The sequence below is a fragment of the Streptomyces sp. NPDC015661 genome, from assembly GCF_043077765.1.
In the GTDB taxonomy this organism is placed as follows: Bacteria; Actinomycetota; Actinomycetes; order Streptomycetales; family Streptomycetaceae; genus Streptomyces.
In genome coordinates, this window is record NZ_JBIBST010000002.1 from 1 (window position 1) to 25,737 (window position 25,737).

27 protein-coding genes are annotated in these 25,737 nt (G+C 71.6%); 15 read left to right on the plus strand and 12 right to left on the minus strand.

All coding sequences use genetic code 11. From position 1 onward, the window contains the following. Together ACF07V_RS04415 and ACF07V_RS04420 are read left to right on the plus strand one after the other, a co-directional pair. A partial coding sequence (locus ACF07V_RS04415; RefSeq protein WP_392151379.1) for a lactate utilisation protein LutB domain-containing protein occupies positions 1-250 on the plus strand: 250 nt, incomplete at its 5' end. Beyond that, positions 247-885, plus strand: a complete 639-nt coding sequence (locus tag ACF07V_RS04420) for a lactate utilization protein C (protein WP_392151380.1) — start codon at positions 247-249, stop codon at positions 883-885. The genes ACF07V_RS04415 and ACF07V_RS04420, both read left to right, overlap by 4 nt. A 93-nt stretch (positions 886-978) precedes the next feature. Here ACF07V_RS04420 and ACF07V_RS04425 read toward each other — a convergent pair whose 3' ends face one another. From ACF07V_RS04425 to ACF07V_RS04435, 3 genes are all read right to left on the minus strand, one after another. Beyond that, on the minus strand, positions 979-2,580 hold the full coding sequence (locus tag ACF07V_RS04425) for an MDR family MFS transporter (protein WP_392152344.1): 1,602 nt from the start codon (positions 2,578-2,580) through the stop codon (positions 979-981). 274 nt (positions 2,581-2,854) lie between these two features. After that, positions 2,855-3,547, minus strand: a complete 693-nt coding sequence (locus ACF07V_RS04430; RefSeq protein ID WP_392151381.1) for a TetR family transcriptional regulator — start codon at positions 3,545-3,547, stop codon at positions 2,855-2,857. A 68-nt stretch (positions 3,548-3,615) separates the two neighbouring features. Next, the gene (locus tag ACF07V_RS04435) at positions 3,616-4,236 is read right to left on the minus strand and encodes a GNAT family N-acetyltransferase (RefSeq protein ID WP_392151382.1); all 621 of its coding nucleotides are present in this window, start codon (positions 4,234-4,236) and stop codon (positions 3,616-3,618) included. 407 nt (positions 4,237-4,643) lie between these two features. Between ACF07V_RS04435 and ACF07V_RS04440 the strand changes: the two genes are divergently transcribed. The 4 genes from ACF07V_RS04440 (at position 4,644) to ACF07V_RS04455 (ending at position 8,936) form a co-directional block, all read left to right on the plus strand. Next, complete coding sequence (locus ACF07V_RS04440; RefSeq protein ID WP_392151383.1) at positions 4,644-5,027, plus strand: DUF4440 domain-containing protein; 384 nt, start codon at positions 4,644-4,646, stop codon at positions 5,025-5,027. A gap of 129 nt (positions 5,028-5,156) precedes the next feature. Further along, positions 5,157-5,834, plus strand: a complete 678-nt coding sequence (locus tag ACF07V_RS04445) for a 2-phosphosulfolactate phosphatase (protein ID WP_392151384.1) — start codon at positions 5,157-5,159, stop codon at positions 5,832-5,834. Between the two features lie 283 nt (positions 5,835-6,117). Next, on the plus strand, positions 6,118-6,795 hold the full coding sequence (locus ACF07V_RS04450) for an alpha/beta hydrolase (RefSeq protein ID WP_392151385.1): 678 nt from the start codon (positions 6,118-6,120) through the stop codon (positions 6,793-6,795). A 323-nt stretch (positions 6,796-7,118) separates the two neighbouring features. Next, positions 7,119-8,936 (plus strand): glycoside hydrolase family 15 protein, encoded by a 1,818-nt coding sequence (locus ACF07V_RS04455; RefSeq protein ID WP_392151386.1) that lies wholly within the window; start codon positions 7,119-7,121, stop codon positions 8,934-8,936. Positions 8,937-9,021: 85 nt separating this feature from the next. Here the strand turns inward: ACF07V_RS04455 and ACF07V_RS04460 are convergent, their stop codons facing one another. Together ACF07V_RS04460 and ACF07V_RS04465 are read right to left on the minus strand one after the other, a co-directional pair. Further along, positions 9,022-10,149: a methyltransferase domain-containing protein gene (locus ACF07V_RS04460; RefSeq protein WP_392152346.1), complete on the minus strand. Its 1,128-nt coding sequence runs from the start codon at positions 10,147-10,149 to the stop codon at positions 9,022-9,024. A gap of 175 nt (positions 10,150-10,324) precedes the next feature. After that, a complete protein-coding gene (locus ACF07V_RS04465) occupies positions 10,325-11,104 on the minus strand; it encodes an NAD(P)H-dependent oxidoreductase (RefSeq protein ID WP_392151387.1) in 780 nt (259 codons plus the stop codon). Positions 11,105-11,242: 138 nt separating this feature from the next. On the opposite strand from ACF07V_RS04465, the gene ACF07V_RS04470 reads away from it, so the two are divergent. The 3 genes from ACF07V_RS04470 (at position 11,243) to ACF07V_RS04480 (ending at position 13,620) form a co-directional block, all read left to right on the plus strand. Then, complete coding sequence (locus ACF07V_RS04470) at positions 11,243-12,133, plus strand: helix-turn-helix transcriptional regulator (RefSeq protein WP_392151388.1); 891 nt, start codon at positions 11,243-11,245, stop codon at positions 12,131-12,133. A 504-nt stretch (positions 12,134-12,637) separates the two neighbouring features. Further along, positions 12,638-12,805 (plus strand): hypothetical protein, encoded by a 168-nt coding sequence (locus ACF07V_RS04475; protein WP_392151389.1) that lies wholly within the window; start codon positions 12,638-12,640, stop codon positions 12,803-12,805. 194 nt (positions 12,806-12,999) lie between these two features. Further along, complete coding sequence (locus ACF07V_RS04480) at positions 13,000-13,620, plus strand: phosphoribosylanthranilate isomerase (RefSeq protein ID WP_392151390.1); 621 nt, start codon at positions 13,000-13,002, stop codon at positions 13,618-13,620. Positions 13,621-13,657: 37 nt separating this feature from the next. On the opposite strand, the gene ACF07V_RS04485 is transcribed toward ACF07V_RS04480, so the two are convergent. Together ACF07V_RS04485 and ACF07V_RS04490 are read right to left on the minus strand one after the other, a co-directional pair. After that, positions 13,658-14,173 (minus strand): hypothetical protein, encoded by a 516-nt coding sequence (locus ACF07V_RS04485; RefSeq protein WP_392151391.1) that lies wholly within the window; start codon positions 14,171-14,173, stop codon positions 13,658-13,660. Then, positions 14,173-14,418 carry a helix-turn-helix transcriptional regulator gene (locus ACF07V_RS04490; RefSeq protein ID WP_055639523.1) on the minus strand — a complete coding sequence of 82 codons (246 nt, stop codon included), beginning with the start codon at positions 14,416-14,418 and terminating at the stop codon, positions 14,173-14,175. Before ACF07V_RS04490 ends, ACF07V_RS04485 begins: the two co-directional genes overlap by 1 nt. A 151-nt stretch (positions 14,419-14,569) precedes the next feature. On the opposite strand from ACF07V_RS04490, the gene ACF07V_RS04495 reads away from it, so the two are divergent. The 3 genes from ACF07V_RS04495 (at position 14,570) to ACF07V_RS04505 (ending at position 16,731) form a co-directional block, all read left to right on the plus strand. Further along, entirely contained in the window at positions 14,570-14,662 is a 93-nt protein-coding gene (locus ACF07V_RS04495; RefSeq protein WP_389313368.1) for a putative leader peptide, read from the plus strand. 57 nt (positions 14,663-14,719) lie between these two features. Beyond that, positions 14,720-16,159, plus strand: coding sequence for a sulfatase (locus ACF07V_RS04500; protein ID WP_392151392.1), 1,440 nt, complete (start codon positions 14,720-14,722; stop codon positions 16,157-16,159). Between the two features lie 77 nt (positions 16,160-16,236). Beyond that, a complete protein-coding gene (locus ACF07V_RS04505; protein ID WP_392151393.1) occupies positions 16,237-16,731 on the plus strand; it encodes a DUF1877 family protein in 495 nt (164 codons plus the stop codon). 27 nt (positions 16,732-16,758) lie between these two features. Here ACF07V_RS04505 and ACF07V_RS04510 read toward each other — a convergent pair whose 3' ends face one another. Then, positions 16,759-18,408 carry a hypothetical protein gene (locus tag ACF07V_RS04510; RefSeq protein ID WP_392151394.1) on the minus strand — a complete coding sequence of 550 codons (1,650 nt, stop codon included), beginning with the start codon at positions 18,406-18,408 and terminating at the stop codon, positions 16,759-16,761. Between the two features lie 218 nt (positions 18,409-18,626). On the opposite strand from ACF07V_RS04510, the gene ACF07V_RS04515 reads away from it, so the two are divergent. From ACF07V_RS04515 to ACF07V_RS04525, 3 genes are all read left to right on the plus strand, one after another. Beyond that, positions 18,627-19,715 carry an NAD-dependent epimerase/dehydratase family protein gene (locus ACF07V_RS04515; protein ID WP_392151395.1) on the plus strand — a complete coding sequence of 363 codons (1,089 nt, stop codon included), beginning with the start codon at positions 18,627-18,629 and terminating at the stop codon, positions 19,713-19,715. 62 nt (positions 19,716-19,777) lie between these two features. Beyond that, entirely contained in the window at positions 19,778-20,272 is a 495-nt protein-coding gene (locus ACF07V_RS04520; RefSeq protein WP_392151396.1) for an NUDIX domain-containing protein, read from the plus strand. After that, entirely contained in the window at positions 20,269-21,297 is a 1,029-nt protein-coding gene (locus tag ACF07V_RS04525; protein WP_392151397.1) for a galactokinase, read from the plus strand. Before ACF07V_RS04520 ends, ACF07V_RS04525 begins: the two co-directional genes overlap by 4 nt. Here the strand turns inward: ACF07V_RS04525 and ACF07V_RS04530 are convergent. The 4 genes from ACF07V_RS04530 to ACF07V_RS04545 all read right to left on the minus strand — a co-directional run bounded on the left by ACF07V_RS04530 (position 21,279) and on the right by ACF07V_RS04545 (position 25,583). Beyond that, positions 21,279-22,376 carry a radical SAM protein gene (locus ACF07V_RS04530; protein WP_392151398.1) on the minus strand — a complete coding sequence of 366 codons (1,098 nt, stop codon included), beginning with the start codon at positions 22,374-22,376 and terminating at the stop codon, positions 21,279-21,281. The genes ACF07V_RS04525 and ACF07V_RS04530 overlap by 19 nt on opposite strands. A gap of 66 nt (positions 22,377-22,442) precedes the next feature. After that, positions 22,443-23,387 (minus strand): carbohydrate ABC transporter permease, encoded by a 945-nt coding sequence (locus ACF07V_RS04535; protein WP_392151399.1) that lies wholly within the window; start codon positions 23,385-23,387, stop codon positions 22,443-22,445. Further along, entirely contained in the window at positions 23,384-24,298 is a 915-nt protein-coding gene (locus tag ACF07V_RS04540) for a carbohydrate ABC transporter permease (RefSeq protein ID WP_392151400.1), read from the minus strand. The genes ACF07V_RS04535 and ACF07V_RS04540 overlap by 4 nt, the downstream gene beginning before the upstream one ends. Further along, complete coding sequence (locus ACF07V_RS04545) at positions 24,288-25,583, minus strand: extracellular solute-binding protein (protein WP_392151401.1); 1,296 nt, start codon at positions 25,581-25,583, stop codon at positions 24,288-24,290. The genes ACF07V_RS04540 and ACF07V_RS04545 overlap by 11 nt, the downstream gene beginning before the upstream one ends. Positions 25,584-25,737 lie beyond the last annotated feature (154 nt).

The following is a 25,737-nucleotide window of genomic DNA, read 5'->3' on the forward strand; positions in this document are numbered from 1 at the left end:
AGTCGCCGAGCAGGGAGGACCAGGCCACCGACTGGAGAAGACCGCCATCAAGGCCTCCACCTGGGTCCTCAACCACCCCGACGTCCTCGCGGCCGGCGAACGCCTCGCCTCCAAGACCCGCGCACTGCACCCGAAGAAACTGCCCGGACCCGGCATCGGCCCGTGGACGGAGAGCCGCGACCTGCCAAAGATGCCCGACGCACCGTTCCGCGACTGGTGGAAGAAGAACCGCACAGGAGGCCGCCCGTGAGCCAGAACTCCCGCGCACGCATCCTGGGACGCATCCGCCAGGCGCTCGCCGACGCGCCCCTCGCCCCGGAACCCGCACGCGACTACCTCGCCTGCCACACCCCGGACGACCCCGGCACCGTCCTCGACCTCCTGCACAAGAACCTCGCCGACTACCGGGCGATCGTGCACCGCGCCACGGAGGACGAACTCCCCGTCCTGGTGGCAGCACTGCTCGACCGGCGCGGCGCCCGCACCGTCGCCGTCCCGCCCGGGCTGCCCACCGCCTGGCTGTCCGCGACGACGGCGGAGCAGCGCCACGACGACGAAGCCGAGCTCACCCCGTACGACCTGGACGCCACGGACGCCGTGGTCACCGGCTGCGCCCTGGCGATCGCAGAGACCGGCACGATCGTCCTGGACGGAGGTCCGGGCCAGGGCCGCCGTGCCCTCACCCTGGTCCCCGACCTGCACGTCTGCGTCGTACGCGCCGCCGACCAGGTCGTTGCCTCCGTACCGCAGGCACTGCACCGCCTGGATCCGGCCCGCCCGCTGACGTGGATCTCCGGTCCGTCCGCCACCAGCGACATCGAGCTCGACCGCGTCGAGGGGGTGCACGGCCCCCGCGCGCTGCACGTGGTCCTGACCACCCCCTGAAACCGCAGACGGACACGGCTCCCCCGGCAAAGAATGGGGAGCCGTGTCCGTACGAGGTTGTCGTGTGTCCCGGCGACGCGTCGCCGGGGTGTCTCAGCCGGCTTCGACAGGCTGCGCCGGCGCGGCGTCGACGGAAGTTCGGGACGGGCCGCTCCCACCCTCCTGGCCTGCGCCGTCGGCTTCCTCGGCGAGCCGCTGCATGCCGCTGGTGGTCTTCAGCGGCTTCTCCTTGATGAAGAGGACGGCGAGGAGCGCGAGGAACGCGAAGGGGGCCGCGACGAGGAAGATCTCGCCCGTGGCGACGCCGTAGGCGTGCTCCACGATCTCGCGGATCGGGGCGGGAAGAGTCGCCATGTCCGGCACGGCGCCGTCCCCGCCGGAGCCTCCTCCGGTCGGAATACCGGCGTCCGCGAGCCCCTTGGTCATCTCGGTGGCGACGCGGCTGGCCAGGATGGCGCCGAGCACGCTGGTGCCGATGGTGCCGCCGAGGCTGCGGAAGAAGGAGAGGACCGAGGTGGCGGCGCCCAGTTCGGTGGCAGCCACGTCGTTCTGCGCGGCCAGGACCAGGTTCTGCATCAGCATGCCGACGCCGATGCCCATGACGGCCATGTAGACGCTGGTCAGGCCGAAGCTCGTATCGGAGCCGATCGTGGACAGAAGGCCAAGGCCGGCGGTCATCGTGATGCCGCCGGCGACCAGGTAGGCCTTCCAGCGACCGGTCTTGCTGATGATCTGTCCGGCCACGGTCGAGGAGACCAGGAGGCCGAGGATCATCGGCAGGCTCATGAGGCCCGCGACCGTCGGGGACTTGCCCAGGGAGATCTGGAAGTACTGCGACAGGAAGACGGTGCCGCCGAACATGGCGAGACCGACGAAGAGGCTGGCGACGGTGGCGAGCGCCACGGTGCGGTTGCGGAAGATGCCGAGCGGGATGATCGGCTCGGGCACCCGGGACTCGACGAAGACCGCGGCGACGAGCAGCACCAGGCCTCCACCGGTCAGGGCCGCGGTCTGCCAGGAGGCCCAGTCGAAGCTGTTCCCGGCAAGCGACACCCAGATGAGCAGCGCGCAGACGCCGGCGACGATCAGGAAGGCGCCCAAGTAGTCGATCTTCGCCTCTCGGCGCCTGACGGGCAGTTTCAACGTCAGCTGCAGCAGCACGATGGCGAGCAGCGCGAAGGGGACGCCGACGAAGAAGCACCAGCGCCAGCCCAGCCAGGAGGTGTCCACCAGAACACCACCGATGAGCGGCCCGGCGACGGTGCCGACCGCGAAGACGGCACCGAAGATGCCGGCGTACTTGCCGAGCCTGCGCGGCGGGATGATCGCCGCCATCACGACCTGCGCGAGGGCGGTCAGACCGCCGGCGCCGATGCCCTGGGCGACGCGGCTGAAGATCAGCAGCGAGACGTCGTGCGAGAAGCCGGCAAGGAGCGAGCCGACCACGAACAGACCGAGGGAGATCTGGAGGAGCAGCTTCTGGTTGTAGAGGTCGGACAGCTTGCCCCACAGCGGCACCGTCGCCGTCATGGCGAGCAGTTCGGCGGTGACGACCCAGGTGTACGAGGACTGGCTCGCTCCCAGGTCGGCGATGATCCGGGGCAGCGCGTTGGCGACCACGGTGCCCGCGAGGATGGAGACGAACATGCCCGCCATCAGGCCGGACATGGCTTGGAGTATCTGACGGTCGGACATGGCGGCCGGGGAGGCGTCGACCGGCGCCGCTGGTGATTTCACAACATCTCTTCTCAGTGTTTCGTGGTTCACAGGGGTTCAGGGGGACCGCACCTGGGGCCCGGCGCTGTGGCCCGCCCTGGCGCGCGGGAGATACGAGAGCTGGGCTGCTTCGAACGGAATCGGCCGGGGCGGCATCAGGCGGCTCGGACTCCCCCGGGACTGGAGCGGCCGGGACGGGACCAGCCGGTACGGGAACAGCCGGGACGGGACCAGCCGGTACGGGATCGGAAGCTCAGCGTCCGTCGGTCGGAAGCGGCGGCATGGGGAGGCCTGCGGCGAGGTGGTCGAACGTCTCCCGGAACACGTCCGCGAAGGGGGCCTCCCCCTGCCGGACGCACCAGTGCTCGAAGGCGACGCGGACGGCCGAGCCGCCGACGGCGGCCAGCAGGCGTGGGTACAGGCCCAAGGCGCGGCGCCGCTCCTCGTCCTCCGGCGACGCGAACGCCGGCCGCTCTTCGGCGAAGAGGGGCGAGCCCGTTCCGATGCGTTCCGCGAGCGCCTCGGCGAGGCCGAGTTCGTCGGCCATGTGGGCGCCGATCCTGCGTGCGAGGAGCTGGGGTGCCTTGCGCAGGACTTCGGCGTGCAGACGCCACAGCTCCTGCTGCTGTTCGATCTCGCTCAGCTCCGCCGCCAGGGCCTCACGGAGCGCCTCCAGCGGGGAGAGTGCGGGCGGGGCGGCGAGGACGGCTCGGCGGACTCGGTCGCCGGCGTCCGCGCCGACCATGACGAAGACCTCGTCGCGGGATTCGAAGTAGTTGAAGAACGTGCGCGTGGAGACCCCTGCCGCCGCGCTGATGGCGTCGACGGTCACGTGCTCGACACCGCACTCCACCGCGAGACGTACCGCCGCCTCGACCAGAGCGGCACGCGTCGCACGTTTCTTGCGCTCTCTGAGCCCGCCCTCGACGGGAACCCCACCCACCATGGGTGCAGGGTACGCAAAAATGCACGGTCTGCAAAAATATCCCGGCCCTGGGGGCCGGCCGAGAACGATCACGGTCGGTTCGGACGTCGGTCGACTCCGCCGGCGGTGCCCACCGCGTTCATCGGCTCCTGTCGGCGCAGGTCGAGGAGCATCGCGTCATAGCGGTCCTCGCCCGTCCCCCAGGGCCGCGTCTCGCCGATCCTGCGGTATCCCCAGGCCCGGTAGGCGGCCGAAGCCGCCGTGCCGCCCGGGTGGACGTTCAACAGCACCCGCTCGGCCGCGATGCCGTCGAGGAGCGCCTCGTGGAGACGCGCCGCGACGCCGTGCCCGCGCCACGCTGCGCGCACGGCGAGTTCCATCAGCCCGAAGGTGCGGTGTCCGTCCTCCCGTCGCATGTCCTCGGCCACAGGCTCGGCCAGTTCGTCCCACCACCCGGTGTCGGGGGCGAGCGGGTGGCCGTACGCCATGCCCACCGGCTCGCCGTCCTCGGTACGGGCCAACACGGCACGGAAGGCGGGCTTGGCGACCTGGGAGGGGAAACGGCGGAAGGCAGCGGCGACGCCGTCCTCGGTCTCGTTGTACGGGGGCTCGGCGAACGCTTCGGCATAGATCAGCCTGAACGCCTCCACGGCCTGCTCTGTCACCGATCCGTCCATGCGCTCGATCGCGATGGTCCCCTGCCACGTCATGTGATGCCCCCTCGGACGGTCTCGCGGGTGCACGCTCCACACCCGTCGGCCGTGACGTCCCGACCGGACCGGCTCAGGTCGCCACTTCGGCATCTTGCATGATGACCTGCTTGAACACGGCAACAGGCGCCCCCCTGCGCGAGGTCTTCGCATCCCGCCCCGAGGCGGCGCCGCCGACCGGCTCAGAGGCGGTGCGGGCCTTCGAGGCGGAGCACGGCATCGCGCATGGCTGTGGGACACGGAGGACGACGAGGAGGCCCTGTCGGACCGGGAGTTCGAGGCCAGGACGGCCGCAGTGTTCGAGCAAGGCGCGCTGCTGCTGAGCACGGACGGCTGCGGCATGTACCGGCGCGGCCGAACCTCAAACCACTTGCGAATGCCCAGGTCAGCCGGGGCAGGATGCTCCCATGAGCGTGGACGGGGAAAGCAGCGTGGCCGAGGTCATCGAGCGAGAGCTTCGGTTGTTGACTCCGGCCGGGCGATCATCCAGGGCATTGGCGGAGCAACTCCTCGATCCGGAGTTCGTGGAGGTGGGTTCCTCGGGGCGACGGTGGGATCGCCCGTCCATGCTCGCGGCGCTGCCCGTCATGCAGGGTGCAGCCGACGACGGCCCGCAGTACGTGGCCTCCGAGATGACCGGCACCGTATTGGCGCCGGGGATTGTGCACCTGACGTTCGAAACGATGCTCGACGGCAGGCGATCCCGGAGGAGCTCGATCTGGCGGAAGCTGGATGACGAGTCCGGGTGGCGGATGTACTACCACCAGGCCACGCCCGTGCCCGATGCCTGAGGCAGGGAGCCCGTTCGCCGTCCCGACGGCCACCGGCCGAGTCGCCCTCGCGGTCCCCGCCGAGATCGCCGGCGTGATGCCCGTCACTCGGCGGGGACCCTGGGGTGGGCATGCGTGATCATGATCGGCATGGACGCTCGTTTCCTTGGTATCGCTGATCTGACCGAGACGCCCTCCGTGGCGGTCGTCGTCGATGTCATGCGTGCCTACACCGTGGCTGCCTGGGCCTTCGCCCAGGGGGCGGAGAAGATCGTCCTCGCCGAGTCGCTGGACGACGCTCTGGCGCTCAAGGCTCGCCACCCGGACTGGGCGGCGCTCAAGGACGGTCCGCCCGCGCCGGGGTTCGACATGGTCAACTCGCCGGGCATGCTGCGGTCCGTCGACCTCACGGGGCGGACCGTGGTCCAGAAGACCACGGCAGGGACGGTCGGTGCCCTCGCGGTCAAGGACGCGGAGCTGGTGCTGTGCGCCGGCTTCGTGGTCGCGGAGGCGACGGCCCGGCTCCTCCGGACGCGAGCGAGTGACCACGTCACCTTCGTCGTCACCGGCGAGGACGGCCGGGCCGACGAGGATCTGGCCTGCGCGCAGTACATCGCCGGGAGAGTCTCCGAGGCCGGGACGGACGCCGCTCCCTTCCTCCGCCGCGCCGCCGAGTCGCGCGCCGCCGCCGAGTTGGCTCAGGGGGTCCGTCGGGGAGTGCACGCCGATGACGTCGCACTCTGCCTTGAGCTCGACCGGTTCCCCTTCGCCATGGTGGCGACCTCGGAGGACTCGCTCATGGTCCTGCGTCCGTACCAGCGTCCGTGAGCCGCGGCACGATTCCCACCCTCGGCCGCCGCGGCGCCATGTCCGGACGCTCTTTCAGCGGATCGCCGGTCGTAGGCCGTCGCATAGAGTGATGTCGCGAGGGTGTCCAGGTTGTTCGTCACGCAATGATCATGGACGCCCTCACCTCGTCACCGCATCGATCACGCCCGCTCGAGTACCGGGGACAACTCGCCCCGGCGGTGCGCCTTCGCTCGCCGTGACTCGGCAGGCCGAGCGACGGCGTTGAGGCAGCACGGCGTCCACAACTGAGGGGTCGTTCACGATGGCTACGTATGTGTTGATTCCCGGTGCCGCGTCCAGCCCGTGGTACTGGCACCTGTTGGAGGCCGAGCTGCGCGGGCGGGGCCAGGACGTGGTGGCGGTGGACCTGCCGTGCGACGACGACTCGGCCGGGCTGGCCGAGTACGCCGACACCGTGGTCGACGCCATCGGTGATCGCACCGGCCTGATCCTGGTGGCCCACTCCTTCGGCGGGTTCACCGCCCCGCTGGTGTGCGACCGCGCGCCGGTGGACCTGCTGGTGATGCTGCAGGCGCAGATCCCGGCACCGGGTGAGGCCCCAGGCCAGTGGTGGGCCAACACCGGTTACGAACGAGCCAGGCGCGAACAAGACGAACGCGACGGCAGGGACCCCGGCGACGAGACCGCCCTGTTCTACCACGACACCCCGCCGGAACTGGCCGCCGAGGCCGAGAAGCACACGCGTACGCAGTCGGCAACCCCGTTCGTGAAGCCATGGCCGCTGGCCGCATGGCCAGACGTGCCCACGAAGTTCCTGCTGTCCCGCGACGACCGCTTCTTCCCCGCCGAGTACATGCGCCGAATCGTGCGGGAGCGCCTGGGCATGACACCCGACGAGCTGCCCGGCGACCACTGCCCCATGCTCGGCCACCCCACAGAACTGGCCGACCACCTGGAGGCATACCGAACCGGGACGTGACGGCCGCCCGGCTCCACGCCCCCTCTTCCGCGTCCGCACGGGGCTACTGGCCGGCACCCACCGATTCGCTGGCGACAGCAGGACCTACGGTCGTCACCGTGGCAGAGGCCGCCTCGGTCTGCGGCGCGTGCGCAGGGTGGGGGGTCCGGCCCGGTGCTCGGGTTGCGCCGGGTCCTCACCGCGGCGAGCTGTTCCTGCGGGCTCTCCAAGGACCACGTCTGCCGGGCGCCCCGTTCGGCGCAGCCTCAGTGGTCTCGGGAGGCGTCCCGTCGGAGGGTGGTTCTGAAGACCGCCCGCCGTCCGAGCCCATGAGGATGCCGCCGATGCACCGCTATCCCCCGATCGCCGATCACGGGCTCATCGGAGACCTGCAGACGTGCGCGCTGGTCTCCGCCGAGGGCGTGGTGGACTGGTTCTGTTCACCCCGTTTCGACTCACCGAGCATCTTCGGCAGACTGCTCGACCACGAGCGTGGCGGCCACTTCTCGATCACCGTCAACACGCCGGGCACGACGGTGCGTCAGTTGTACCTGGCCGACAGCGCGGTTCTGCTCACCCGTTTCCTCACCCCTGACGGTGTCGGCGAGGTGGCCGACTTCATGCCGCTGGCCGCCGAACCGACCGTACCGACCGACCGGCACACCCTGGTCCGGGTCCTTCGGGTGGTGCGCGGAACGGTCCGCTTCTCGCTGGAGTGCCGGCCCCGGTTCGACTACGGCCGGGAAGCGCACGAACTGGTCGTCGACGGCGCCACCGCGCGTTTCTCCGGCGCCACCGCCACCGCGCACCTCCAGGTCCTCGGGCCCGTCGTGCCGGAGCGCGACGGTGCGGACGTCCGTGCCGAGGTGGAGCTGACCGCCGGTCAGCGCGCCGCCGCCGTGCTCACCGTGGACGGTCCCGGAGCCGAGTCGCCCCTCCCGGCGGACCAGGCGAGCCTGCAGGCCGCCTTCGACGGGGTCCGCTCCTTCTGGCACGAGTGGATCAGCCGCTGCACGTACCGGGGCCGCTGGCAGCAGCAGGTCAATCGCTCGGCGGTCACGCTGAAGCTGCTCACCTATGCCCCGTCCGGCGCGCCGGTCGCCGCCGCCACCATGGGCCTGCCGGAGCAGGTCGGCGGCGAGCGGAACTGGGACTACCGCTACACCTGGGTCCGGGACGCCTCTCTGTCGGTGCGCGCCATGGTCGACCTGGGTTTCACCGAGGAGGCCGACGCGTTCCGCCGGTGGCTCGGCGCCCGGCTCCAGGCCGGTGGCACCGTCAGTGGTGAGCCCTTGCAGATCATGTACCGGGTGGACGGCGACCCGCACCTGAGCGAGGAGGTGCTCGGCCATCTGGAGGGCTGGCGCGGCTCCGCCCCGGTCCGGGCCGGCAACGGCGCCGCCGACCAGCTCCAGCTCGACATCTACGGCGAGGCCGTCTTCGCCTTCGCGCAGGCGCACGACCTGGCCCAGCTCGCGGGCTACGACGGCTGGCTGCGCTTCGCTGCCACGGTGGACTGGCTGTGCGAGCACTGGGACCGGCCCGACGAGGGAATCTGGGAGACCCGTGGCGGCCGCCAGGACTTCACCTACAGCCGGCTGATGTGCTGGGTGGCCCTCGACCGTGCCGTACGGATGGCCGTCGCACTCAGTCGTCCCGCCGACCTGCCGCGCTGGACGGCCGCGCGGGACGCCGTACTGCATCAGGTCATGGAGCGAGGGTGGTCGACCGAGCGGCAGGCCTTCGTCCAGCATTACGGCAGCGAGGTACTGGACGCCTCACTCCTGCTGATGCCGATCACCGGCTTCATCGCGCCGCGCGACCCGCGCTGGCTGTCCACGCTGGACGCGATGGACAGCGAGCTGGTCTCCGACAGCCTGGTCTACCGTTACGACCCGGCAGCCTCCCCCGACGGGCTGCGCGGCTCGGAGGGAACCTTCTCCCTGTGCAGCTTCCTGTACGTGGACGCGCTCGCCCGGGCCGGCCGCCTCGACCAGGCCCGCTACGCCTTCGACAAGATGCTCACGTACGCCAACCACGTCGGGCTCTTCGCCGAGGAGATCGGCCCGACGGGCGAGCAACTGGGCAACTTTCCCCAGGCCTTCACCCACCTCGCGCTCATCACCGCCGCGATGACACTCGACAAGGCCCTGGACCGGTGAGCTGCTTCCCAGGGGCCGCTGCCGTGGCGCCGCCGGCCGCCGCTTCCGGTCGGTCGGTCCCTGCGGTGCTCTCGCGCGCGGCGGTTCAGGCCACGAGGAGACGGAGGCCGAGTTCGGCCGCGTCGAGGGCGACGAGTTCGGGGTTCCGCTCGGCCCAGCGGCCCGAGGCAAGGTCCTCGCGGAGCCTGTTCACCGCCCGCTGCTCGGCCTGCGGCCCGACTCTGGTCCATACGGACACCGCGCGGCGCACATGCTCCTCCAGGTACGCCTCGGGCCGTCGCCAGTACGCCTCGAAGAAGCCGTCCGCGCAGTCCCACGGGATGAGCACCGGCTCCAGACGGGCCCCGATCGCGCCGGCCAGCCGGTCCACCGAGGGCCGGCCCGCGACCAGCCCCGCGACCTCCGGCAGATAGTCGCGGGAGAGCCAGAACCGGTCCCGCCAGCCGGTCTCACTGGCGTCGTGCGTGAACACCACCACGCGCCGGGCCACCCGCCGCATCTCGCGCAGCCCGGCGATCGGGTCCTGCCAGTGATGAACCGTGCTGAAGGCCATCGCCGCGTCGAAGGACCGGTCCTCGAACGGCAGGCTCTCCGCCGTCGCCGCCACGCACGGCGCCGCGCCCTCCGGACGCTGCGCGCGCATGACCGCCGAGGGCTCCACCGCGGTCACGTCACGGTCCGGGGGTTCGTAGGAGCCGGTGCCGGCGCCCACGTTCAGTACCGTCCGCGCGTCCCCGAGGGCCTCCCAGACCCTCGCGGCGATCCGTGGCTCGGTCCGTCGCGTCGCCGGGTACGCGGAGCCGATGACCTCGTACAACTGCGCCCCGAACACCTTCAGTTGCTCCTCCGGGTTCGTCCTGATGCCCAAGGCCCGTGCCTCCAGTTCCCTGTCGATGGCCGTCACCGTGGCGGCGGCGCGGTCGCGCTGGTCGACGAGCAGGCCGCGCAGCCGGTACAGGTGCGCGACCGCGTCGGTGGTCGGGTCGTCGACGAGATCCGCGATCTCGCGCAGTCCGAAACCGAGCCGCCTGTAGCCGAGCACCTCCCGCAGCCGCTCGACGTCGCCCGCCGAGTAGGCCCGGTATCCGGCCGAGGTGCGCGCGGACGGCTGTACGAGGCCGATCTCGTCGTAGTGGTGCAGCGTGCGGACGCTCACGTCGGCCAGCTCGGCCACGCGCCCCACGGTCAGGTGTTCTTCCACGCCCCCGACCATGCGGCATGACGTCACGTGAGGGTCAAGCGCCGTCGCGCACGGCGCGCGCGGAGCCACCCCCGCCGAGGGTCGGCGGGGGTGGCTCGGGTGTGGGTGGCACCGGTGTGGGTGGCTCCGGTGTGCGTGGCACCGGGCGTGCGTGGCTCCGGTGTCCGTGGGCGAAGCTCTCCGGCGGTCAGGCGCGGACGTGCAGCCCGAAGCCCGTGCGGCCGGTCGGCTCCAGGCCCTCCTTCAGGTGCAACGAGGGGATCTCGTAGTCGCCGAAGTTCTGCCGCCGGAAGGCGATCGGCTCGGTCGACTCCAGGGTGAGCAGGCGCTGCTCCCAGGCCTTGGCGACGTCGCCGTACTCCTCGTCGGTCATCCGGTCGGTGCCGTACTGCACGAACGGCGGCAGGACCTCGAGGCCGGGGTAGTAGAGGATGCCGTGGTGGATCGGGAACAGCAGGTCGTCGATGGGACCGTTGATCCCGCGGGCGGCGTAATGGCTCTCCGGGCCGCCGGCGGTCACCGAGAGCAGGGCCCTGCGGCCCGCGAGGGTGCCTTCGCCGAAGCGCTCGCCGTACTTGGTGTCGCTGTGCTCGCCGACGCCGTACGCGAAGCGGTACGTGAAGACCCGGTCGAACCAGCCCTTGAGGATCGCGGGCATCGTGTACCACCACAGCGGGAACTGGAAGATGATCGTGTCGGCCCACAGCAGCTTCTCCTGCTCGGCCAGGACGTCCGGAGTCAGCGTCCCGGTGTCGAAGGCCCGGCCCGAGTCCAGGGCCACCTTCAGCGGGCTGGACGCGGCGGGGCCGTAGTCGGCGGCATCGACGACGGCCTTCCAGTTCATCGCGTACAGATCGCTCACCCGTACGTCGTGCCCGGCGGCTTCCAGCGTGGACACCGCAAGGTCCTTGAGCGAGCTGTTGAGCGACTTCGGCTCCGGGTGGGCGTGGACGATCAGCGTCTTCATGGCGACTCCTTCGGATCGGATGCCTTCGATCCTGGTCGCCGGGCCGGCCGCTGTTCAGGGGCGCCTCTTCCGTAGGACCGGACTTCCTGGTACTCGCAGGGCCACCTTCGCGGGCGTCTCCGAAGCCATACTGGGGGCATGGACGATCTTGCGGGTTTCCTGCGGACGCGGCGCTCCCGGGTCGATCCGGCGGCGGTCGGCATTCCCACCGACAGCCGTCGCCGGGTCGCAGGGCTGCGGCGCGAAGAGGTCGCGCATCTGTCGGGAGTCAGCGTCGACTACTACGTACGCCTGGAGCAGGGCCGTGCGACCCAGCCGTCCGAGCAGGTCCTCGACGCGCTCGCCCGCGTCCTCGGCCTGGACGAGACCGAACGCGGGCACCTCTACCGGCTCGCGCGGCAGCGCCGCCGGCCCGCGAAGGCGCCGGGCGGGCGCCTCCGGCCCGAACTGCTGCGCCTCCTGGACCTGGTCGCGGACGCGCCCGCGCTGATCATGAACCACCGCCTGGACGTCCTCGCCGGGAACCGCCTCGCCGGACTTCTGTACGGCCGTCCGATACCCGGCCTGAACACCGCGCGGCACATCTTCCTCGAGGAGACCGAGCGCGGTCTCTACGGGGACTGGGACGCCTGCACGCTCGACGTCGTCGGCCACCTGCGCCTGGCCGCCGGGAAACACCCCGACGACCCGCGCCTGGCCTCGCTCATCGGCGAACTCGCGATGGGCAGCGAACGCTTCCGCCGCCTCTGGGCCCGTGCGGACGTACGCGCTCGTACGCACGGACGCAAGGCGTACCGGCACCCGCTGGTGGGGCTGTTGGAACTGCACCAGGAGAACTTCGCGCTGCCCGACGAGTCGGGCATGGAACTGATCGTGCTCTCCGCGGCCCCCGACAGCCCCACCGAGGACGGCCTGCGCCTCCTGACGGGCCTGGGCGCGGAGAGCGCTGCCGCGAGTCTTCCGGCGAATACCCAGGTCCACGAGGACCAGCGGCTTGCTGCTCGCACCGCGCCGGACGCGGGACAGTGAGAAGTGGTCGTTGAGACTCGGGACCAGGCGGAAATGCGTACACGGTTGCGTCGTCTTCGGGAGGCGGGCGTCGACCCATCGACGATCCGGATCGAGACGCTGTGCGGGCGCCTGGAGCTGCCGACCACCTACCGGTTGAGCCGTTTCGTGACGGACCCTGCACGGGAGCCCGAGCACGAGCCCTCTGATCACTGATTTAGCGGCAGGTCGAGGTGAGTCGACGGATGCGGCGCGGGAGCCGACAGAGCCCCTGCTGCCGCGGGTCGATGGGCGTGGCCGTCCGTGGCGCGATCACCGGCATGCGACTCCGGCTCCGGCTGTCGCTCCGGCTCCGGCTCCGCCTGCGCCTGCGCCTGCGGGACCCGTTCCCCAATCGTCTGCGGCACAGGCACGCCCGTGGTCGGCTCGCCCGACGGTTGCAGGCATGCTACCGCGCCGTGCACCCGTGGTCGGCTCGCCGGACGGTTGCAGGCCCGCTACCGCGCCGTGCAGGACTCCCACCGCGTGGGTGGGCCCGGCGAGCAGGTCCAGGGCCCGCAGGCGGTAGTGCGCGGCCAGCAGGTCGACGTCCTCCAGCGACCAGTGCTGCTGGCCTCGCTGCTTGCGCGACACCTGCGCCTGGGACTCTCCGATCCCCGCCGCCAGGTCCTGCTGACACTCCCCCGTCCGTGACATCAGTGCGGACACGGTGAGCCTGAGGAGTTCCTCCACACCCGTCATGAGAGCAACCTGGCAACACCGCATGCAGATTCCGCATGCAACATGCGCCGGGCGCATCTCGATCTTTCGCGGCGGGCTGTGTCGGCGGGCCGTCCGAGGGTCGGTAGGCTCGGCGTGCCGCGTCGGTGTCAGCAGAGGAGAGAGACGTGTTCGTGAAGGTGTGCGGGCTCGGGACGGCCGCCGACATCGATGTGGCGGCCGCGGCCGGGGCGGACGCCGTCGGCCTGGTGATCAGCGGGACCAGTGTGCGTGGGCTCGACCGTGACCGGGCGGCGCGGCTCGCCGCCCATGTTCCGCCGGGTGTCCTGTCCGTTCTCGTCGTCAACGACACGCCTGCCGCCGACGCCGCCCGCTTGGCCGGTGAGCTGGGCTTCGGTGCTCTGCAGCTGCACGGCAGCGCGTACCGCGAGGAGGACTTCGCCGCTGCGGCCGCGATCTTTCCGCGGCTGTGGCGGGCCACTTCGCTGAGCGACCGGCCCGACACCCGTGTCGGCGCCCACGGCGAGGAGGTCCTCCTCCTCGACTCGCCCCGGGCCGGTTCCGGCGAGCCGTGGGATCTGTCCCTCCTTGAGACGGCCCGCCCCGAGGGCACGTGGCTGCTCGCCGGCGGGCTCGCACCGCACAACGTCGCCGAGGCGATCGACCGCGCCCGTCCCTGGGGCGTCGACGTCTCCAGCGGCGTCGAGTCCGCCCCCGGCGTCAAGGACCACGATCTGATCCGTGCCTTCGTCGCCGCCGCGAAGCAGGCCGCCGCTCAGGGGGCCTGAGCCCGGGGGGCTGCCTGCGGGGCGGCGACGGCAGGTTTCAGGACGCGTCGCCGACGTCGTCGCCCAGTTCGTCCTGGACCCGCAGGGCCGCCACCCACAGCGGCATCATCCAGTGCACGGCGAGCACGCCGACGAGCAGCGGGGTCACGGCCGCCCGCAGGGGTGCGTCCGTCAGGGCGCCGTAGACGCCGGTGCCGGACGCCACGGCCACGAGCAGCCACAGGGTGATGCGGTGGGCCAGGGCGCGCACGCGGTCGCGTTCGACCAGCTGGCGCTCGTCGAGCATCCGGGCGCGTAGTTCGAGCAGTCCGCGCGTGGAGCCGTTGAGCATGCCGGTGAGCAGGATCCAGGGCAGCATCACCACGGCGAGCACGACGACCGGTCCGTATCCGGGCGCGAAGACCGTGGCGATCCAGGCGCCCACTCCCGTGACGGTGAGGGCGAAGTGCGCCCCGACCAGGAGTCGGCGCCGGGGCCCGGTGGCATAGACCGCGGCCGCCCGCCGGTCGTTCATCACGGCGTACATCCGTCGGTCGTAGCGCGTCGCGGTCATCACTGCTTCCTCCCGTAGACCTCGTCGGTGAGCGGCTGGAACGGCTCCAGGGAGAACAGCGCCTCCACCGGAAGCCCGAAGAACCGGGCCACTTTCAGGGCCAGGTCGAGGCTGGGGTTGTACTGGCCGCGTTCGATGTAGCCGATGGTCTGGTAGTGGACGCCCACTGCCTCGGCCAGTGCCTGGCGCGACACTTTCCGCTCTGCCCTGACAACGGCCAGCCTGTTGTGCACCTGCTCGCTCATGTATAAGAAGTACTACATTCGAGAGCAGGAGCACAACATCCCGAGCCGCCACGCCGGGTATTGCGCAGGCATTTCGATCATGAGAACTACGCGCGTCAACCAGGCCCTACGCCGTTGACGCCCCTTCTCTCCCGGGGCAAGCTCCTGCCCCATGCAGCCCTTGCGTGACCGCTCGGTCACCCTCGTCCAGCGCCGGCACGTGGACCTCGTCCGTGTCGCGAGCGCTGTCTGTCGCTGCGCCTGACGGCCGGATTCCCGCTCGCCCAGCCGTGTCCCACGCTCCTCCGCCCGTCCCGGAGGCATGCCCGTACGTCCGCACGCTCTTCTGGAGACCCGTATGTCCACGCCCCTGTCCCGCCGTGCCCTCGGTGGGGTCGCCGCCGGTGCCGCCGCCGCGGCCGCCCTCGGCTCCGCCGCACCCGCCGCGCAGGCGGCCCCCGAGCCCCACGCGCAGGAGCGTCCGTTCCGGGCCGCGCAGCCGCGCCGCCACTCCCGCCGGCCCAACATCCTCTTCATCCTGGGCGACGACCTCGGCTGGGCCGACCTCTCCTCCTACGGCTCGCCGCACATCCGCACCCCGCACCTCGACCGCCTCGCCCGCCAGGGCGTCCGCTTCACCGACGCCTACGCCGGCTCCGCCACCTGCTCCCCCACCCGCTTCAGCCTCTACACCGGCCGCTACCCGGGCCGTACGAAGGGCGGGCTGGCCGAGCCGATCGCCGACAAGTCGGTCGGCCTGGAGCCCACCCACCCCACGCTCGCCTCGCTGCTCCGGGACTCCGGCTACGCGACCGCGCTCATCGGCAAGTGGCACTGCGGCTACCTGCCGGACTACTCCCCCACCAAGTCCGGCTGGGACGAGTTCTTCGGCAATTTCGGCGGCGCCCTGGAGTACTACTCCAAGCTCGGGCTCGGCGGCGAGTACGACCTCTACGAGGGCGACGCCGAGTACAAGGACCTGCGCTACTACACCCGGATCCTCACCGAGCGCGCGAGCGAGTACGTCAGCCGTGACCACGAGAAGCCGTGGCTGCTCAACCTCAACTTCACCACCCCGCACTGGCCGTGGATAGCCGACGGCGACGAGGAGCAGAGCGCCGAGATCGTCCGCCGGATCAAGGCCGGCGACCGCTCCGCCCTCTGGCACCAGGACGGCGGCTCGGTCGAGAAGTACAAGGAGATGGTCGAGGACCTCGACCGCTCGATCGGGCAGGTCCTGGCGGCGCTCGAGCGATCCGGCCAGGAGCAGGACACGCTCGTCTTCTTCGCCAGCGACAACGGCGGCGAACGCTTCTCCTACAACTGGCCGCTCGCCGGCAACAAGGCCTCGCTCCAGGAGGGCGGCATCCGCGTCCCCTCGATCCTGCGCTGGCCCGCCCGGATCGACGGCGGCCAGGTCAGCGACCTGCCGGTGTTCACGCCCGACTGGACCGCGACGCTCCTCGAACTGGCCGGCGCCCGCCCCCACCCCGCGTACCCCCTCGACGGCACCAGCCTCGCCGGGCATCTGCTGCGCGGCGCCGATGTGCCCGAGCGGGACCTCTTCTGGCGGGTGCGGGGCGAGCGGGCGCTGCGCCGCGGCGACTGGAAGTACTACCGGGGCAAGTCCGGCCGCGACCAGCTCTTCCACCTGTCCGAGGACTCCCGTGAACAGGCGGACCGGGCGCCGTTCGAGCAGGCGCGCCTCGGCGAACTGCGGGCCGCCTGGGAGCGGATCGACGCGGGGCTGCTGCGCTACTGAGGTTGTCAGTGCCTCCGCCTAGATTGTGTCCGTCCGGCCCGAACAGGGGGCCGGACGGACAGAGGGGGCTACCACCGGTGAGCATCTACCTGCATTTTCGGGCCGTCGCCGAATCCGAGATCCGGGACGACCACACCTGGCTCGCGGCGTTCATGTACGAGGCGTGGGAACGCGTCGCGGAGGAGTGCGAGGCGGGCATCGCCGATGCGATCAACAAGGCCTGGGGCCGGGTGAACGATTTCTATGGTGCGGCCCGAGCCCCCGGGGTGGACTCCGAGACGTCCTCACTGCCGATCTACGGCGGCCGTCCCGTGGGGCACAGCGCCGACGCCGACCTCGGCAACCCGCCGATGATGATCCTGGACCCGCCGGACGTGTCCAAGGCCGCCGACTTCCTCGCGTCGGTCTCCTTCGACGAGTCGTGGAGGATCGCCGGAGCCGGGTTCGGGGGCCATGGCGAGAACGATGCGCTGTTCCGCCAGGAGTTCCTCGCCTATCACGAGTCCCTCCTGGCGTTCTACGGTCAGGCGGCTTCCGCGGGTCACTCCGTGGTCAAGGTCGTCTGGGCCTGAGGCTTCGTCAGGGCCGCGGCCTCCGGCTCACGGCCGGTTCGGGTCGAGCAGGATTCCCTCGTAGGCGAGCCACTGGGCGAAGGCGTGCAGTCCGCGTGCCCGGCTCGTCACGGGTGTCCATCCCGGGGGGCGTGCGTGGTCGGGCGGGGTATGCCGGCCGGGGTCCTCTCCCTGTGCTGTCCGGATCGGTACGGGCCGCACGGCCTCGTGCACCGCGCGGGCGAGTTCGGCCGCCGTGTGCGGTTCCGCCGCGACCGTGAACGCCAGGTCGTCCGGGCGGGTGCGCAGGACCGCCGCGATCGCGTCGGCGAGGTCGTGCACGTACACGGCGTGCACCTCGGCGTCCGGGGAGCCCTCGACCGTGATGGGGTGGCTGCGCAGCGCGTCCCACACCATGCGGCCGATCGGTGTGCGGCGGGAGCAGCCGGGACCGTAGACCTCGCCGAGGCTCAGCGTGTACGGGTGCGGGGCGCCTTGCGGGTGGACCGTCACCTCCGGTGCGGCGGACGCGAGGCGGGTCAGGTCGATGACGGCGTCCGCCTGTTCATGCCGGTCGGCCAGCCGACGGGCGAGATGCTCGCCGAGTGGATTGTCCGCGCCGCGCCACACCAGGCCGCTGCGCCTCCGTGGGCGTGGGCGTCGTCCGGCGGCTTCGTGTCCGGCGTCGAGTGCCCGCCGTGCCACGTCGGCGAGGGCCTCGCGGCGCCGGGCGAGGTGCTCCTCGGTGTGGGCGTTGCTGATGCCGCCCGGGCCGATCGTCGCCAGGGCCTCCGCGTACGCCTCCGTATCCCGGGTTGCCCCGGCGAGCCCGGTGCGGGCCGCCTCGAAGCCCATGGCCACCGCCGTCAGCCAGGTCCCTCGCACATCCGCCTCGGCGAGGCCCCCCGCGCCGGGCGGTCGGCGTAACGACTCGGGGAGTCCGGCGCCTTCGAGGTACTGCTCCGTGTCCAGGTGCAGCCAGCGCTCCGGCCCGGGGCCCGGGACGCGGACGGCGCACTGTGCGACGCCGTGCTTGAAGAACGGCAGGACGGTCAGGCCGGTGAGGGTCCTGTTCTCCTCCTGGGCCGTCGGGTCCTTCGGAAGGAAGCAGACCGAGCGGCGCGGCCCGCGGAAGGCGTTGCCGGAGATCGAGCCCCGGTCCTCGTGCTCGGTGAGGTTGGGGACGGCGACATAGCGGGGCACGCCCTGGTCGCGCAGGTAGCGGTGCATCAGGATGTCGTCGGGCCAGCCGCCGAGCCGCTGCCTGCCGTAGGCCGCGAAGCCCTCCGCGTGCCGTCGCGGGAGCACGATGGCCACGCAGGGGAAGTACTCGTTGACGGCGCCGACCCAGCGGGCGCCGGCCAGGGCGCCCATCCGCACGGCGGCCCCGTTCCTGGAGTCCCAGAGGGCGAACAGGGCGAGCGCCGCGTCGGGTTGGGCCTCGATCGCGGACCGGACGCGGTCGTAGAAGGATTCGGACAACAGCATGTCGTCCTGGATCACCAGTTGATGTGTGGCCCCGTCCTCGATGGCCGACCAGGCGGCGAGCGCGGTGCGCAGCACCGACGGGGTGCCGGTGGGATCGGGGTCCATGACGACCCGCAGAAGGCCGGAGGGCGCGCTCAGGGCCAGCTTCTCGGCTGCCTCGCGACGTCTGGGATGGGTCATGACCACCGCGCTGAGCCGTTGACGCGCCATACGTCCTCCTCGCTCCGGTTCGGCCCGGACCGGGCCGGGCATCCGTACCAGACCCGTGTCCGCCAGCCGGTTCCGGACAGTACGGGCGGTGCGGGGGGCCCGCAAGAGTGCCGAAATGGCCCTCTGGCAGTCCGGTGAAGGGCCCGTGGATGCTGGGGCCCGGCACGCCTGGGCCCGTGAACCGCGTGCCTCTCCCCCGACAGCGGAAAGAGGCTTCCATGCCCGTGTTACCCCAGTCGACCGCACCCGCCGCCGCCACGACCACCGAGGAGACCGTCCGCTCCCGGCTGGACAAGCTGTGCGACGCCCGGGTCGTCGTGACCGGTGGCGGCGGTCTCGTCGGCAGCAGGCTGGTCGCGCTGCTGCAGGAGGCGGGTGCGGTCGTCACCGTCCTGGACCGGATGGACGCCTATCCGGAGTCGGGTCACGAGACCTTCGGGACGGCACGGAGCGGCGCCCGGCTCGTCGTCGGTGACGTGCGCGACGCCGCAGCCGTCGGCGCGCTGCTCCGCGAAGCGGACTTCGTGGTGCACGCGGCGGCGTACGCGGACGTCGCCGCCTGCACGCGGCGCCCGGACATCGCGTTCCGCGCCAACGTCGAGGGCACGCAGGTCGTTCTGGAGCAGGCGGCCCGGTTCCCGGTGCGGCGGCTCGTGCTCGTCTCCTCCGCCTCGGTGTACGGGGACGGGCTTCCCGACGTCGAGGGGCCGCAGGTCTTCCACGAGGACCAGCCGCTCTTCCCGATGTCGGTGTACGCCAACGGCAAGCTGTGGGCGGAGCACCAGACGCGGCTGATGCTGGGCGCGTCGAGCGGGACGGAGTACGCGGTGGTGCGCTACTTCTCGGTGTACGGCGAGCCGCAGATCCCCAAGCCGGGCAGCCACTCGTGGATGGTGCCGTGGCTCTCGCTCCAGGCGCGTCTCGGCCGGCCGATGCGGCTCAACGGCGGGGGGAACCAGGTCCGCGACCTCGTCCACGTGGACGACATCGCGGAGGCCACCGCGCTCGCGCTGATCGAGGAACAGATGGCCGAGCAGACCGTCAACATCGGCACCGGGCGGCCCACGTCGGTCCGTGAGGTGGCCGACCTGATCGCCCCGTACTTCCCCGGCGCGCGGCGGATCGTCACCCCGCGTCCCGAGGGCGACCCGCTCGGCGGGTACGCCTCCACGGAGCGCTCCCGCGACCTGCTGCGCTGGCAGGCCCGCATCCCCGTCGAGGAGGGCGTCGAGCGGTACGTGCGCTGGCTGCTCGCCACGCCGGACGCCACACCGCGCTGGCTCGCGGAGGAGACCCACGGGGCGTGACACGCTGCGCACCGACGGGCCCCGCGGGGGCGAGAGACGGCGACGAGGGTGGCAGGTACGCGATGGGTTATGCCGGTTCCTACATCTGGTCGCTGCGGCAGCGGGTCGGCCCCCGGAAGCTCCTGGTGCCGGGGGCGCAGGTGCTGCTCCTCGACGGGGAGGGCCGCGGTCTCTTCCAGCAGCGGGCGGACACGGGTGTCTGGGAGCTTCCGGCCGGGTCCTGCGAGGAGGACGGCGACTTCGCGGACGCCGCAGCGCGGGAGCTCCTGGAGGAGACGGGGCTGCGGGTGGCGAAGGAGGACCTGGAGGCGTTCGCGTCGCTCTCCGATCCGGGGGTGCACACCCTGACGTATCCGAACGGGGACGTGACGCACTGCTTCGCGCTGTGCTTCGTCGCCCGGCGCTGGTCGGGAACGCTCGCCCCGGGCGCCGATGAGGTGCGGGAGGCGCGGTTCCTGCCGCTGGACGCGCCGCCGCGGCCGCTGCACCCGCCGACGGCGGTGGTGCTGTCCCTGTTCGAGAGGTTCCGCACGGAGGGAAGGTTCCAGGCAAGGTGAACGCCATAGATCCGATACGGGCGACCGATCCGATACCGGCGACCGATCCGATACGCGCGGTGGTGCCGTGCCGGGCCTGTCTGTCCGGCGAGGACCTGGACTGGCTGGGCGGGGGCCGCTCGGTGAGCCTCGCGCTCGGCCTGATGACGACCGTGGAGGTCGCTGCGGGGCCCGGTCCCGAAGCGGCGGGCGGGGGCGGCTGGGACGAGGAGGTGTGGGCGTTCGTGCGTGCGCGGCTGCCGGGCCTCGCCGCGCGCCCGCCGGCGGTGACGGTGCGCAGCGAGGCGCCCGCGGCGAGCGGTCTGTCGTCGTCGACGGCGCGGATCGTGGCGCTGTTCCGGGCGTTCGCGGACGCCTCGGTACGGGGGCCGCGCGTCCCGGACGCCACGCTGACGCGGTGGGCGTACGAGTTCGAGTTCGCCGTGTTCCGCGGCGGCGGCATGGACCACGTGGCGGTCGTGGAGGGAGGGGCGCTCCTCCTCGAAGGCCGTGAGCGGGGGCTTCCCGTCGTACGTGACCGGCTCGGGTTCCCCGACGAGTGGCGGGTGGTCGTCGTGGACTCCGGAACCCGCAAGGACACCGGGCACCACATCCGGGACGTGCGGGCGCAGCTCGCGGCCGGGGACCCGGCGCTCGCCGCCTACCGGTCCGCGGCCGACGAGGCCTCGGGGCGGGTGTGGGAGGCGCTGCGCGGCCGTGACCTGGCGGCGCTCGGGGCGGCGATGGCCGACGCCCACGCGGCCATGCGGGACCACCAGCGGATGTCGACACCGCTTCTGGAGGAGCTGCGGGAGGTCGCGCTGCGCTCCGCCGGTCTGTCGCTGAAGCTCAGCGGGGCCGGCGGAGGCGGTGCGCTGGTCGGCGTGTGCCCGGCGGAGGAGGTGGCGGAGACCGCGGCGCGTCTTGCGCGGGCCGTGCGCGTCTCCCATCCGGCGGCCAGGGTGATCCCCACGTCGGCGGCGCCGGGTGCCCGGCGGGAGCCGGTGCCCGTGGCGGCGGGGGGAGGTCAGAGGAAGGGGTCGTAGTCCTCTGTCAGCGGGGGCTCGCCGGTTCCGGCGTCGATGCGCTCCAGTTCGAGGTTGGAGCGGTGGCGCGCGCAGTGGAACCGGCAGTCCCGGCTGGGGTCGACGATCCCCCGGTCGGACTTCTGCCAGATGGTGGCGAGGTCGTCGGTGACGGCGTCGCCGATGCGGGCGAGCGGGTTGCCCCGGTGGTAGGCGCACACGTACACCCCGGAGGGGGTGATGAGGGTGCGGAGTTCGGCGACGCGGCAGCGGTCGTACTCCTTGGGCTGGACGGGTCCGACGTGGCGGCGCAGTGCGGTGAGGGTGGAGGAGTTGACCAGCTGGAAGCGGTCGCTCTCCAGGCGGGAGGCCTCGGCGAGCTGCCGGTCGACGGAGTCGAGCAGCTCGCGGGGCACCTGCACGATGTGGTGGTCGTCGTCGAACATCGCCTTGGTCTCGAAGTAGTCGCAGCCGATGTCGTGGGCGAGTTCGGCGGCGCGCAGGACTTCGTGGTGGTTGGTGACGGTGGTGCCGTCGGGTTCCTGACGGGACATCACGAGGAAGGAGTAGCCGAGGGCTCCCTTCTTCTCGGCGGCGAGCAGCCGCATGTTGTCGACGACCTTGTCGAAGACGCTGCGGCCCTTGCGGTCGGGGCGGAACCTGCCGTACGTCTCGGCGGTGCCGGCGTCGACGGAGACGCGGACCCAGGACGCGTACCGGGCGAGCTCGGCGAGGTTCTGCCTGATCATCGTGCCGTTGGTGACGACTCCGACGGCCAGGCCTGCCTCGCCGAGGATGCGTAAGACGTGGCGTGTGCCGCGATGGGCGAGGGGTTCCCCGCCGCCGATGAGGACCACGGCCCGTACGGAGAGGGCGACGAGCTCCTCGGCGAGGGCGGCGAGCCGTTCCGGGGTGAAGCGGCCCTGGTTGAGGAGCTTTCCGCTGATGCACTCGGGGCAGGCCAGGTCGCAGAAGGTCGTGGGGTCGAGGTCCACGACGAGCGGGGCGCCGGTGGGCGAGCCGGACGCGGCCTCCAGGATCCGGGGCCAGCCGGAGGGCTGGTAGAGCTTGGAGACGAGGTCGAGACGGTCGTGCGTCACAGGGCTCTCCTCTGTGTGGTGAAGGGTGGTCGTCGACGGGTCGTGCCGGTGCGGGACGGGCGTCGTTCAGCCCTTGACCGCTCCGGTGGCGAGCCCCGCGGCGATCTTGCGGTGGACGGCCAGGAAGAACACGACGACGGGCAGGGCGGTGAGCGTGGCTCCGGCCATCAGGCCGCCGTAGTCGGTGCCGAAGCTGGTCTGGAAGGAGACCAGCCAGATGCTGAGGGTCTGCTTCTCGGGAGTGGAGAGCAGGACGTAGACGAGGACGTACTCGTTCCACGCCTGCACCATCGCGAAGACGGAGGTGGCGACGAGGCCGGGGGCGAGCAGGGGCAGGACGACGCGGACGAAGGCGCCGAGCCGGCCGCAGCCGTCGACCATGGCCGCCTCTTCGAGCTCGACGGGGATCGCCGCGATGAAGCCGTGCAGCATCCACACGGTGAACGGCAGCGTGAAGACGAGGTAGACGACGATCACCCCGACGAGGCTGTCGGTGAGCCCGGCGTCGTTGAGGAGCAGGTACACCGGGATGACGAGGGCGGCGAGCGGGATCATCTGGACGGTGAGGATCACGACGACGAAGGCCTTGCGCCCGGCGAAGCGGAAGCGGGCGAGGGCGAACGCGGCGAGGGTGCCGACGAGGAGGGAGACGAGGACGGTGCCGAGGCCGATGACGGCGCTGGAGCGGACGTTGGCCCAGAAGGTCTCGGTGCCCATGGCGCGGGAGAAGTTGGCGAGGGTGGGGTTGCTCGGCCAGAACTCGGGCGGGAGGCTGAGGATCTCGGTCGCGGGCCGGAACGCGGTGAGGACCATCCAGTAGACGGGGAAGCCGATGACGGCGGCGACGAGCAGACCGAGGACGTCGTGGCGGCGCCGCTGCCTTCGCCGCCGGGTCCTGCGCGTACGCCTGCCGGCTGAGCTGTTTCCGCCTCCCGCGGCCTGGCTCGCCCTGCCGGCTGAGCTGTTTCCGCCTCCCGCGGCCTGGCTCGTACGCCTCCCCGCCGGGCTCATTCGGCCTCCCCCAGCCTCAGCATCTGGCGCAGGTACATCACGGCCCCGGCGAGCAGCAGGACCACGGTGACCAGGGCGATCGCCGCTCCGGTGCTGTAGCGGTTGACGGCGAAGGACTCGATGAACGAGTACACGCCGAGCAGGTAGTACTCGCGCTCGGGCTGGCCTCCCCGCATCAGCCAGATCTGGTTGAAGACGCCGAAGTCCCAGATCGCCATCAGGGTGGTGACCATCACGAAGACGGGTTTGACGGCGGGGAAGGTGACGTACCGGAAGACCTGCGAGGGCCGGGCGCCGTCGATGAGCGCGGCCTCCTCCAGTTCGGGCGGGATCTGGGCGAGCGCCGCGTGGAGGCTGATCGCGGCGAACGGCAGGGCGCCCCAGACGACGACGGCGGTGATGACGGCGAAGCCCTGCCAGGGTTCGGTGAACCAGTTGTGCCGGGCGAGGTCGACACCGGGCAGTGTGGAGAGCAGCCAGTTGACGAGGCCGTAGTCGGCGTCGAAGAGCCAGCGGAAGATGGCCGCCGCGACCATCACCGGCATGGCCCAGACGGCGACGAGCACCCCGGCGACGACGGCCCGGACCCAGGGCGAGGTGCGGCGCATCAGGAGCGCGACGAGGAGTCCGGAGGCCATGGTGAGGGTCACGCAGACGCCCGTGAACAGGGCCGTGCGGGCCACGACCGTCCAGAAGAATCCGTCGCCGAGGATCGTCCGGAACTGCCCGAGCCCCGCCCACGGGGGTGCCGCGCCGCTGAACAGCTCCTTGCGGGTCATGTCCTGGAACGACAGGGTCACCATGTCGACCAGCGGATAGCCGAGGACGACCAGGAGGGCGAGGAGCGACGGGGCGAGGAGCAGGTAGGGCAGGAGGGGGCGCGGCCGGCGCCCGGCCGGTTCAGCGCTCATTGATCACCGCGTCGATCCTGCGGTCCGCCTCGCGGGTGGCGTCCTCGACGGAGGCCTTGCCGGTGGCGATGCGCTCCAGCATCTCCGGCAGGATGTTGGATTTCTCCACCGAGGTCCAGCCCGGGGCGAGGGGCGTGACCCAGCCGCGGGCGGCGGCCTGCGCGGCGGGTCCGTTGATGCCTCCGGCGGCGACGTCGGCGAGCTGGACCGTGTTGTTGGGCAGGGTGTTGGCGGCGATGAGCTGCCGCTGGGACTCCTGGTCGGTGAAGATCCGGATCCAGTCGGCCGCGAGGTCCTGCTTGCGTGACTTTGCGGGCACGGCCAGGGTGGATCCGCCGAGGAACGGCGGGAGGAGCTCTCCGGACGGTCCGGGGAAGGCGAAGGTGGCGAACTTGCCCTTGAGGCGCGGGTCGCCGCCGGACCGGGCGTCGGCCGCGGCCTCCGCCTCCCAGGTGTTGCCGTAGAAGACGCCGACCTTGCCCTGTCCGATGACGGCCGGCTGGTCGCCGTTGTCCTTCGCCCGGTCGCCGACGTAGTAGTCGTCCATGAGCTTCTTCCAGGTGGTGAGCCCGGCGACGGACTTCGGCGCGGAGAGGGCGCCCTGCCAGCGGCCGTCCTTCTCGACCGCCATCTCGCCGCCGGCGTCCTTGACGAAGCCCATGGCGGCGGACCAGTAGCGGCCGGGCAGGTAGAGGGCGGAGAAGCCGCGGTCCCCGGCTCCGTACCGGGCCTTGAGCCGGTCGAGGGCGGAGATCAGCTCGGGATAGGTGCGGGGGGCGCTGGTGATGCCGGTGTTCTTGAAGTAGTCGGTGCGGTAGACGCCGACGCGGGCTCCCGCGTAGTACGGCACGCAGTACGTCCGGCCGTCGTGGCGACAGGCGTCGGCGAGGGCGGGCAGCCACTGCCCGGACCGGTAGAAGGTCTTGGGGTCGAGGGGGGCGAAGGCGTCGTTGACGATGTAGTTGGTGGTCTCGCTGTTCCCCATCTCGACGACGTCGGGCACGTTCCGGCCGGCGAGGACCGCGTCGAGCTTCTGGTTCTTCGTCGTCCACTGCTGGTACTGGACGTCGACCTCCACACCGGGGTGCGCCTTCGCGAACCGGCTGTTCGCGGAGGCGACCATCTCCGGCCAGCTCTCCCGGGCGTCCACCGTCAGCCACACCGTCAGCCTGCCGCCGCCGTCGGCCCGTTCGCCCGGTGCGCCGCCGTCACCCGAGCCGCAGCCCACCACCGTGAGCAGCAGGGCTCCCAGGATCACGGAACGGCGGGGCAGGCGCGGTGTCATGGATTCCTCCGTGCGGGACGTGGCGGGGACGCGGGGGATGTACGGGGCTTCGGCGACGGTCTCTCCCTACCCCGCCGATCACGGGACCTCGCCGCGCCACGGAGTTTCGGCCGGAAGACGGCGGTGCGCGTCCCCCGAAGGGCCGAGCGCTCCC